This is a genomic window from Chryseobacterium sp. YIM B08800 (genome assembly GCF_026163565.1).
Taxonomy (GTDB): domain Bacteria; phylum Bacteroidota; class Bacteroidia; order Flavobacteriales; family Weeksellaceae; genus Chryseobacterium.
In genome coordinates, this window is the sequence record NZ_JAPDKN010000003.1 from 121,694 (window position 1) to 131,974 (window position 10,281).

Consider the following 10,281-nt stretch of genomic DNA (forward strand, 5'->3'; position numbering starts at 1 on the left):
CGCCTGTTTTAATGATTGTGCGTTTTTTTTTATTAAGATTTTTTAACAAAATATATTCGCTTTCCTTTGTTTATCGAAGTTTCTTATTTTTATAATTCTAAAAAATAGTATTAATAAGTTATAAAAAAAGTTCTCCGGAAAACCGGAGAACCTCACTAATATGGAACTTTACAGATGTTATCTTGTGAATAACATTTCTCTATATTTCGTCATTGGCCAAAGCTCATCATCAACCATCATTTCAAGATCATCAGAAGCATCTCTGATAACATCGAATAGAGGTTTTACTTTGTTGCAGTAGTCTTCTGCCTGCGTCTGACTTTCTGTTACAGCTCTTGCTGCTTCTCTTGCTTTAATCAAATCTTCAACGCCTAATTTAATTTTAGAAACGTTTTCAGAGATGTTGGTAATCAAGCTCATTTGCTCTTTAGCCAATGTTTTAAATTCTTTATCTCCGAAGATTTCTTTAAGACCTTTTACGTTCTCAATTAACCTGTTTTGATAATTTAAAGCAGAAGGAATAATGTGGTTTCTTGCGATATCACTCAATACTCTTGCTTCAATATCAATAACGGTAGAATATTTTTCTAGTTTGATTTCGTTTCTTGCTTCTACTTCTCTGTGGTTGAAGATTCCTATTTCTTCGTAAAGATCTACAAACTTCTGGTTCATTTCCTGCTTCAAAGCTTCAGGAGTAGTTTTCCAGTTGTTTAATCCTCTTTTTTCAGCTTCTATAGCCCAGTCTTCAGAATATCCGTCACCTTCAAACATAATGTTTTTACACTGTTTGATGTATTCTCTCAAAACATTGAAAATTGCTTCGTCTTTTTTAAGACCTGTTTCAATTAAAGCATCAACTTCTTTTTTGAAATCGTTTAATTGTTTTGCAGCAATCGTATTCATTACAGTCATAGATTCTGCACAGTTTGCAGAAGAACCTACCGCTCTGATTTCAAATTTATTTCCTGTAAATGCAAATGGAGAAGTTCTGTTTCTGTCAGTGTTATCCAATAAAATTTCAGGAATTTTTCCAACAACATTTAGTTTTAAATCTGTTTTTTCGTCTGGGGAAAGTTTTCCTTCAGTTACTTTTTCAAGCTCTTCCAAAACTCTGAACAACTGACTTCCGATAAATACGGAAATAATTGCAGGTGGAGCTTCGTTTGCACCCAATCTGTGATCATTACTTGCAGAAGCGATACTTGCTCTCAAAAGATCTGCATATTCGTGTACTGCTTTAATAGCGTTTACGAAGAATGTTAAGAACTGTAAGTTTTTCTTTGGATTTTTTCCAGGGCTCAACAAGTTTTCACCTGTGTCGGTTGCTAAAGACCAATTGTTGTGCTTTCCGCTTCCGTTTACTCCAGCGAATGGTTTTTCGTGGAATAAAATATGGAAATGGTGTCTGTGAGCAATTCTTGCCATAACGTCCATCAACAAAGAGTTGTGGTCTACTGCAACGTTTACTTCTTCAAACATCGGAGCCAACTCAAATTGGTTTGGAGCCACTTCGTTGTGTCTTGTAGTAACAGGGATTCCCAATTTCATACATTCTACTTCCAACTCTTTCATGAAATTCATTACTCTTGTAGGAATTGAACCGAAATAATGGTCGTCCAATTGCTGTCCTTTTGCAGGAGAATGTCCTAATAAAGTTTTACCTGTTAAAACTAAATCCGGACGCGATTGATACAATGCTGAATCAACCAGGAAATATTCTTGCTCCCAACCTAAAGTAGGAGTTACTTTCGTTACATTTTTGTCAAAATACTGCATTACGTTGGTTGCAGCTTCGTCTACAGCATTCAAAGCTCTTAATAAAGGCGCTTTGTAATCTAATGTTTCTCCTGTGTAAGAGATGAAAATTGAAGGAATACATAAAGTAGTTCCCATAATAAATGCCGGAGAAGTAGGATCCCAAGCTGTATAACCTCTTGCTTCAAAAGTGTTTCTGATACCACCATTCGGGAAAGAAGATGCATCCGGCTCTTGCTGAATCAATAAGTTTCCGCTGAATCTTTCGATTGCTCTTCCGCCTTCAATAGGAGTGAAAAAAGAATCGTGTTTTTCTGCAGTACTTCCTGTTAATGGCTGAAACCAGTGAGTGTAATGAGTAACACCTTTGCTCATTGCCCAGTCTTTCATCGCTACAGCTACCTGATCTGCGATGTGTCTCTGGATTTTTGTTCCTTTTTTCATCGCATCCAAAATAGATTGGAATGCTTCTTTTGTTAAATATTCTCTCATCGTTTCTTCAGAGAAAACATTTTGACAGAATAATTCTGACAATTTCACAGGAACTTCGATAGAATTATCTTTTCTAAAGTCCTTGAATGGTAAAGTTTCTAACGCTTTGAATCTTAAAGTTGACATATTGGGTTTGATTTTACAGTGCAAATTTACAAAAAATATGGTTTCAAAATAAAACACCCCTATATTTTTCGAAATATTTTTCATTAAAATACTTAAAAATGAATTGACCCCTGTTTTTATAAAGGGTGATTGTTTTTGTTATGGTGTTAAATTGATTAATGTTGAAAAGAAAACGAATGAGCTTAGAATTTCTTATTTTTGAGTAAATCCGGCTCAAATGATTAAAAAAACGATACTTCTTATTTCTTTTCTATTCTTTCAAATACTTTTCTGTCAAAATACAGATCCTGTTTATTATGATAAGGATTGGAAAGTAACCATAAAAGCAAATGCATCATATTATCGATTGATGCCAATGAAAGAAGTTGGCGAATTGGTTTTGATTCAGGATTTTTATATCAATGGAACGCCACAGTTTGAAGGCTATGCTTTTAAAAAAGATGAAAATGCGTACGTAGGAGACGTTGTTTGGTATAATGAAAACGGGAACGATGATAATTTTCGTCAATATCGAAATGATACAAAAAACCTTAGTTTGACTTATTACCACACGAATGGTAAGATTCGAAAAAAAGTACAGTATAAGAATGGAGTAAAACATGGCGAGACTATAATTTACAGCTCTGATGGAACGGTTTTAATGAAAGGGCTTTTTGAGAAAGGTAAACCAACAAGCGGAAGTTTTGAAAAAGTAAAAAATAGTGACAGCTACGATTATAACGCAAAAGTTGAAGAAATTTCTATGTCTGAAGATAAATCACAAAATAGAACGGAGGTTTCGGCTGTTCCGCCACCGCCGCCACCAGTTCCATCACAAACGGTGGAAGTTGCGCCACAAACTGTAGAGCTTTTGGATCCAATTGAAGATGAAGGGATTTCGTCAAAAAAAGCCAAGAATAGAAAAACTGTTACTGAAAAAATATTTTGGAAAGATTCGAAACAGCTTGCCCAGGAAACAATCTATGAAATAAGTTCGTATGGTTTTAAACCTATCGGACAGAAGAATTTCGATAAATCAGGAAAGTTAATTCAATCTTTAAATGAAAATCATTTTGAAAAATATGGAAACGGAATTGCAAATGGAGCTGAATATACTTATTATCTCCACAATAATTTTGCAACGGGTGTAAAATCTGTTTCAAGCTTTATTAATGGAGAAAAATCGGGTAAGGAAACTTTGTATTTTCCGAAAGGTGAAATTTCTTTTGAAACTAATTATCGCAATGGTTTGAAAGATGGTGAAGAAATAGAATTTTCTGAAAATGGAGCGGTGAAAAATAAACGAACATATAAAGAAGGTGAAGCATTTAATGGGAGTTTTAATGAAAATGTAGGCGAACTTATTGTGAATTTAAATTATGTAAATGGGATTAAAGAAGGAGAAGCAATCGCTAAAAATGAAGATCAACAAATTGTAGCAAAAGGAATTTATAAAAAAGGAGAACCATACAATGGGGCTTTTGTTGTTGAAACTGGCGATAGTGTCGCGGAATTAATTTCAGTAGAAAATTTTAAGAAAAAAGGTCTACAGAAAATTTTCCGCTACAGACTAGAAAATTTACAAAAAACATACACTATTCAAAATGAAAAGCTAGACGGAATGACTACTTTTTATGATAATGGAAAAATTGTTGGAACATTAGAATATAAAAATGATGAGCCTTACAACGGAACTTTAGTTGGCGACAACCAAACTTCAATTTTCAAAAACGGAAAACTTACTGAAGAGGTGTTTTTTGAAGATCGTTATAATAAGGATAACATTAAAAAACAAAAATTCTACGAAAACGAAATTTTGGTAAAGGTTAAAGACTATTCGTTTACAATCTCAGAAAAGCCACAAGATTCTTACGAAGGTGTTTTTAAAAATGAGAAACCTTTTTCAGGATATTTTGAAACCGAATACAGCCATGAATTTAAACAGGTTGATTATTTTGAAAACGGAGTTCCAAAATTTCAATATTCGAATGATTATCTGAAAAATATGGATAATTACAGGCATCAATATTATGATATCAAATCAACGTATAAAGACGGAAAAATATTTGATGGAGCAGAATATGTATTAAGCAAGAAGCAATTTATTACCAGGTATTGGAAAAACGGAGTCTTAAAAAGTTTTGATTGGGATCTGTTTGCGATGCATTATTTTAACCGAATTCATTTTGAATTAAAAAATAATGCAATTGAGATTAATGACATGCAGGCAAATAAAACGGCCGTCATTAAAGTTGAAGCTTCGCAAAAAGAATTTAAAAAGGAGCTTTTTATTGATGGGAAATCGGTTGATGTTATTTCAAACAATCCAACAAATAAAAGTAATAAAGAAGGTGTTATTCTTTATTTTGAAGAAAACGGAAAAATAATTTCCAAGAAAATGGATGCTGTAGATCAGTCGATAGAATCGAGCGAAGGAGCAGAGTTGTTTTACAGAGCTTATATTTCTATTAATGAGGTTTCTTCTGTTCAGGAGGTTTTTAATAGATTGTCGGAAAATATTCTCAGCAATAAATTGTTAGAAGAAAATGAGGGAAATCGAATCGTTACAGGATTACGAACTGATTCTTCAGGAAAACCAAAAGACGGAATTTTGATTACGCCAACTCAAAACAATACTTATACTTTACAATTATATCTCAAAGGAAAATTGACGAAAACTGTGGAGAAAGTTAGTTTCAGTAAAATAGAAGATGAAATAAAAAAGTTGGAAAAGTTAGACTGAAATGTTATTTTTAAATATGAAGAAAACTTATTCCAATTTTCTTTCAGGTATTTTGCAAGTATTAATTTTATACGTTTAAAATTTAGTTTAAATCTCATAATCTGATTATAAACAAAAACACTCCTGAGAAATAGGAGTGTTTTTGTATTTTATATTATGTTTTTAATAATACTCTGGGCAAATTCCCCCAATAAGACATAAACAATCACAAGATGATGGGTCAAATTCTATTGGGCAATTTCTTTGTTGCCAAGAATTCATAGTGCACCATTGTCCGCAATAAGCAGCAGGTTCTGCAGGACAAGACATCCCACTTCCTGATACTGAGCGTAACTGTTCTCTTGTTAATTTTTTTAGATTTTTCATAATAAATTATTTTTTGTTTACCAAATGTAATGAAAAATAATTAATAATTAATGTCATTTTTAAATAATCATTTGTGAATGTAGTATATTTGTGTGAAATTTATTTTATGACAAATTCTAGAGCAAGAGAAACTACCGAAGCAATTGAAAGACTATACATTTCTATGAGGCACCTGTTTTATAGAGGTTTTTTCAAGCCAAGCGGAGTTTCTGGAGAAAGTATTAGAAGTTTGTTGAAGACGATCAATCCGGAAATTTACGGTACCATGAGTATTCCAAGCAAATTGGAATTGGATGGTTTGATGTATGTTTTAGACAGACTTCCAGAAGGTATTGAAGAATGCGCTTTCATTCATCTTACATCAGACGAAGGTTTTGATAAAGGAAGTTTCGAGCCGATCGTTCCTAAAAAGAGAAGAAGAAACTGTTACCGAATCGATGAACATCAAATGAATATTGAAGTTCTTTTGGGTCGTTCAGAAATCTATGATATCCTTACGCATTTAACATTCTTATTTATAGAAGCAGATAAAATTCGTAACCTCGCATTTATTCAGGATGAAAACTGGAAGCCAACAAGAGCTTTCAAAATCATCGAAGAAGTGGTAAAAGGGGAGAAAAAATTCAGCAGAAGAGAAAAAGAAGTGGCTTTGATCCATCTTTCTTCTTTAATAGGAAGAACTTTTGATGAAACTTTAAATGCTTACAATACTTTTGGTGATGATGAAAATCCGGACAGGTTATTCAAAATCATTTACCATTTAGGAAAAGTAAGTCTTGAGGATGCTAAACAAAGCAGAGAAAGGGAGATTTATTTCAGTGCAATTCTTAAAGAAAGAGTAGGACATCATTATTTTGGAGAAAAATGGGCCAATAAAGTGAAAGAAGTTTTATTTGAAAATGATCTTCACATGCGTCCGTTACACATTATTTCGGCCAACATGCATTCCGTTAAAAACATGCTGTACGGAAATGATGCTTTAAAGAAAAAAGATACCAAAGAAGTAGATTACAAACTTTACGGGGATATTTCAGATAAAAAAGATCTTCGCGATAAAGTTTCAAAATACGCTTTGGAAGAAGGTTTAATTTACATCAACGATAAGAGCGGAAGTAATATTGATGTTCAGATTATTGATTTAAGCAAAACCAATCTTAAAAACACTCCTTTCGGACATTTAAAATATGACGGAGACGATGTAATTATGGTTTTCGATTATGCATTTGGCGAACAGGCTTTTGAGGTGATGGACGAATTGCTGAGACCTTTCGAGCAAAAAGGCGAAGTTTATATGATGAAGGTGAAATCAGTTTCTATCATGGGGAAAGCCGGAATTCTTGAAGGTGGAAAAGGAGATATTATGATTCCTACTTCTCATATTTTTGAAGGAACGGCAGATAATTATCCTTTCGAAAATGCTTTGAAACTGGAAGATTTTAAAGATGATGAATTAAAAGCTTTTGAAGGACCGATGATTACCGTTTTGGGAACATCGCTTCAAAACAGAGATATTCTTCAGTATTTTATGAATACTTCTTGGAAGGCAATTGGTCTTGAAATGGAAGGTGCGCATTACCAGAAAGCAATTCAGGTGGCATCGAAAATCAGACATCACATTGCACCGGATCTTTTTGTTAGTTATGCTTATTATGCTTCAGATAATCCTTTAGAAACAGGAGCGACACTTTCTTCAGGAGGTTTGGGTCTTACAGGGGTAAAGCCAACTTACATGATTACTTTAAGAATCCTTGAAAAGATTTTACAAAGCGGAAAGAAAGAAATTTCTGCTAAAAAATAATTTATTTTTAAATTAAATATGAACCTCGAATGTTTTGCATTTGAGGTTTTTTATTTAACCACGAATAGCACAAATACTTTTCACGAATGATACTAATTTATTTGTGCTAAAAATTGTACTTGTGGTATTTGTAATTATTAGCCTTATCAAGGCTACTTGAAAAAAATATACGCAATCATCTGTGAAAATCTGTGCGATCTGTGGGAGATTTAAAAAATATTATCTTTAAAATCAAATTTAAAACGATGAGCACAACATCACAATTAGCTAAAAGATTTCGAGAAGTTCTACTGGATGGAAAATGGATTGCCAATACCAATTTCAAAGAACAGCTTTCAAATATTACGTGGAAACAGGCAACTGCTCAAATTGATTTTTTAAATACAATTGCAATGCTCACTTTTCATATTGATTATTACATTGCAGGATTGGTGAATGTTTTTGAAGGAGGTGATTTGGAAATCAAGGATAAGTTCAGTTTTGATCTTCCTCCGATTGGATCTCAACAGGAATGGGAAAATCTTTTAAATAAACTTTGGCAAGATTCTGAAAAGTTTGCAATTTTATTAGAGCAAATGCTGGATTCTAAATTAGATGAGGTTTTTGTTGATGAAAAATACGGAACCTATTTAAGAAATATCGATGGAATGATCGAGCACGCTTATTATCATTTAGGTCAGATTACTTTGATTAAAAAAATGATTTTGCTTAAACACAAATAGCACAAATGTTTTTCACGAATAACACAAATCTATTCGTGCTTATTTGTGCCTTTTTATTTGTGAAATTTGTGTTTAAATATTATACACAATCATCTATGAAAATCAGTAAAATCTGCGGGAGTACTTTTTTTTAATTAGACAAAGACCATTCGTGCATTCGTGGCAATAAAATTAAAATTACCTACCTTTAGAAAAATAAATTTTATCAATGAGAAAATCGTTTATCATCCTTTTTGCATTTGTTATTTCGCAGTTTCAGGCACAGCAAAACGCCTATTACCAGCAAGCTGCACAATATAAAATGGATATCGACGTCAATGCAGAACAATTTACTTATCAGGGAACACAGACTTTAAAATATCGCAACAACTCTCCCGACGAACTCAATGTCGTGTATTTCCATTTGTACTGGAATGCCTTTAAGCCTAATTCAATGATGGATCAAAGAGTGGCTTCACATGGGAAAAATGGAGATTCGAGATTACAGAAAGACGGAATTTCAAGATTGGCTTCGATTCCTAAAAATGAAGAAGGCGCACAAAATATTCACTGGATCAAACAAAACGGAAAAGAACTGAAGTTTGAAATTCAGGAAACCGTGATGAAGGTGTATCTTGATAAACCGATTAAAGCACATTCAAAAACCACATTCACAATGGAATGGGATGCGGTGATTCCTCAGCAAATCAGAAGAGCGGGAAGAAATAATAAAGAAGGAGTTGATATGACAATGACGCAATGGTATCCGAAAATCGCAGAATATGATTATGACGGTTGGGCAACTTTCGATTATGTGGGAAGAGAATTTCATGCACCATTTGCAGATTTTGATGTAACGATTAAAATTAATAAAGATTATGTTGTTGGAGCAGGAGGTACGCTTTTAAATCCAAAAGAAGTAAAAGGTTATGATGCTTCAGCACAGATTAAAGCTGATCAAAATAAAGCAACCTGGAAATGGACTGCCAAAAATATGCTCGATTTTGCCTGGGCTGCAGACAGAGATTATTCGGTAGAAAGTTTTGATGTTCCTCAAGGCCCGAAAGTGTATTTTGTATATCTGAAGAATGATAAAACGAAAGCTTGGGGTGAAGCAAAGCCTTATGTTACCAAATATTTCCAGATCATGAATTCTAAATTCGGGAAATATGCATATCCTTCTTACGCTTTCATTCAAGGAGGTGATGGCGGAATGGAATACGGAATGTGTACGATGATTTTGGGTGAAGCAAAAAACATTGAAGATTTGATGGGATTGATGGCTCACGAAGGTTCTCACTCTTGGTATCAGCAAATGTTGGCAACCAACGAGCCGCTAAGACCTTGGATGGATGAAGGATTTACAAGTTATGCGGAAAGCTATGTGATGCATCAGTTATTTCCGCCAAAAGATAACAGACCGAATGCTTTCGTTGAAAAGATTGATGCTTATAGAAAGTTTCTAAAAAAACAAATTGAAGAACCTGCAGTTTGGTTGGGTGATCATCACGACAACGGAACGTCATATTCTTATGCAAGTTATGTGAAAGGTGAATTGTATTTAGTGCAATTAGGATATATCGTAGGAGAAGAAAATTTATCTAAAATCATGACCGAATATTTCAGAGAATGGAGCATGAAACATCCTACAGATAGAGATTTTCTTCACATTGCACAGAAAGTTTCAGGGATGGATTTGAAATGGTTTCATCATTATTGGATTAATACCACAAAAACCATTGATTACGGAATTAAAGACGTTCAATACGGTGACAAATCAACAACGATTACTTTAATTAATAATGGTCAGATTCCTATGCCTATTGATTTTAGCGTAATTACTGCCGACAATAAAATGGTTAATTATCAAATCCCGTTAAACATGACGCACACCTGGAAAACCAAAGACACGTTCGGTGAGTTTACCACGTTGAAATACTGGCCTTGGACACAGAAAGAATATACACTTACAATTCCGTACAACAAATCTCAACTGAGAGTTTTAGGAATAGACTTCAGCTATAGATTGGCAGATGTAAATCCTGAAGATAATTTTGTTGAAGTGAAATAACTTTTAGTTTAAATAATAATCAATCCCCGAAGAGTTTTTCTTTGGGGATTTTGTTTTGATATGTTTGTATATTTGAGAAACTACGAAATGTATACTTTTCAAATATGAAGGAAAAAAGTAAAATTATTGAAGAAATCCAACAGGATAGACTTAGACTTTTAAATTTGAAATCAGAATTTAAAAATTCTGATACAGAAAATTTTTACTTAGAGCCTGTTTAAATTTTATTGAGTAATAATTTTATGGCAGA

Annotated in this window: 6 protein-coding genes; 4 read left to right on the forward strand and 2 right to left on the reverse strand. The window is 33.3% G+C overall.

The window, feature by feature from the left end; genetic code table 11:
* Positions 1 to 177 precede the first annotated feature (177 nt).
* Positions 178 to 2,373, reverse strand: coding sequence for a glutamine synthetase III (locus OEW74_RS01970; protein ID WP_265426886.1), 2,196 nt, complete (start codon positions 2,371 to 2,373; stop codon positions 178 to 180).
* 217 nt (positions 2,374 to 2,590) lie between these two features.
* On the opposite strand from OEW74_RS01970, the gene OEW74_RS01975 reads away from it, so the two are divergent.
* The gene (locus OEW74_RS01975) at positions 2,591 to 5,095 is read left to right on the forward strand and encodes a toxin-antitoxin system YwqK family antitoxin (RefSeq protein WP_265426887.1); all 2,505 of its coding nucleotides are present in this window, start codon (positions 2,591 to 2,593) and stop codon (positions 5,093 to 5,095) included.
* Between the two features lie 162 nt (positions 5,096 to 5,257).
* Here OEW74_RS01975 and OEW74_RS19670 read toward each other — a convergent pair whose 3' ends face one another.
* A complete protein-coding gene (locus tag OEW74_RS19670) occupies positions 5,258 to 5,461 on the reverse strand; it encodes a bacteriocin-like protein (RefSeq protein WP_416207895.1) in 204 nt (67 codons plus the stop codon).
* 106 nt (positions 5,462 to 5,567) lie between these two features.
* Here OEW74_RS19670 and OEW74_RS01980 point away from each other — a divergent pair, with 106 nt between their 5' ends.
* From OEW74_RS01980 to OEW74_RS01990, 3 genes are all read left to right on the forward strand, one after another.
* A complete protein-coding gene (locus OEW74_RS01980) occupies positions 5,568 to 7,259 on the forward strand; it encodes a DUF6909 family protein (RefSeq protein ID WP_265426888.1) in 1,692 nt (563 codons plus the stop codon).
* Between the two features lie 245 nt (positions 7,260 to 7,504).
* Complete coding sequence (locus OEW74_RS01985; RefSeq protein ID WP_265426889.1) at positions 7,505 to 7,981, forward strand: DUF1572 domain-containing protein; 477 nt, start codon at positions 7,505 to 7,507, stop codon at positions 7,979 to 7,981.
* Positions 7,982 to 8,189: 208 nt separating this feature from the next.
* Positions 8,190 to 10,031, forward strand: coding sequence for a M1 family metallopeptidase (locus OEW74_RS01990; protein ID WP_265426890.1), 1,842 nt, complete (start codon positions 8,190 to 8,192; stop codon positions 10,029 to 10,031).
* Positions 10,032 to 10,281: the final 250 nt, after the last annotated feature.

Excerpts from the sequence above, each read along its gene's own strand:
- OEW74_RS01980 (WP_265426888.1), top strand. The coding sequence starts at position 5,568 with ATGACAAATTCTAGAGCAAGAGAAACTACCGAAGCAATTGAAAGACTA.
- OEW74_RS01975 (WP_265426887.1), top strand. The coding sequence starts at position 2,591 with ATGATTAAAAAAACGATACTTCTTATTTCTTTTCTATTCTTTCAAATA.
- OEW74_RS19670 (WP_416207895.1), bottom strand. The coding sequence starts at position 5,461 with ATGAAAAATCTAAAAAAATTAACAAGAGAACAGTTACGCTCAGTATCA.
- OEW74_RS01985 (WP_265426889.1), top strand. The coding sequence starts at position 7,505 with ATGAGCACAACATCACAATTAGCTAAAAGATTTCGAGAAGTTCTACTG.
- OEW74_RS01970 (WP_265426886.1), bottom strand. The coding sequence starts at position 2,373 with ATGTCAACTTTAAGATTCAAAGCGTTAGAAACTTTACCATTCAAGGAC.
- OEW74_RS01990 (WP_265426890.1), top strand. The coding sequence starts at position 8,190 with ATGAGAAAATCGTTTATCATCCTTTTTGCATTTGTTATTTCGCAGTTT.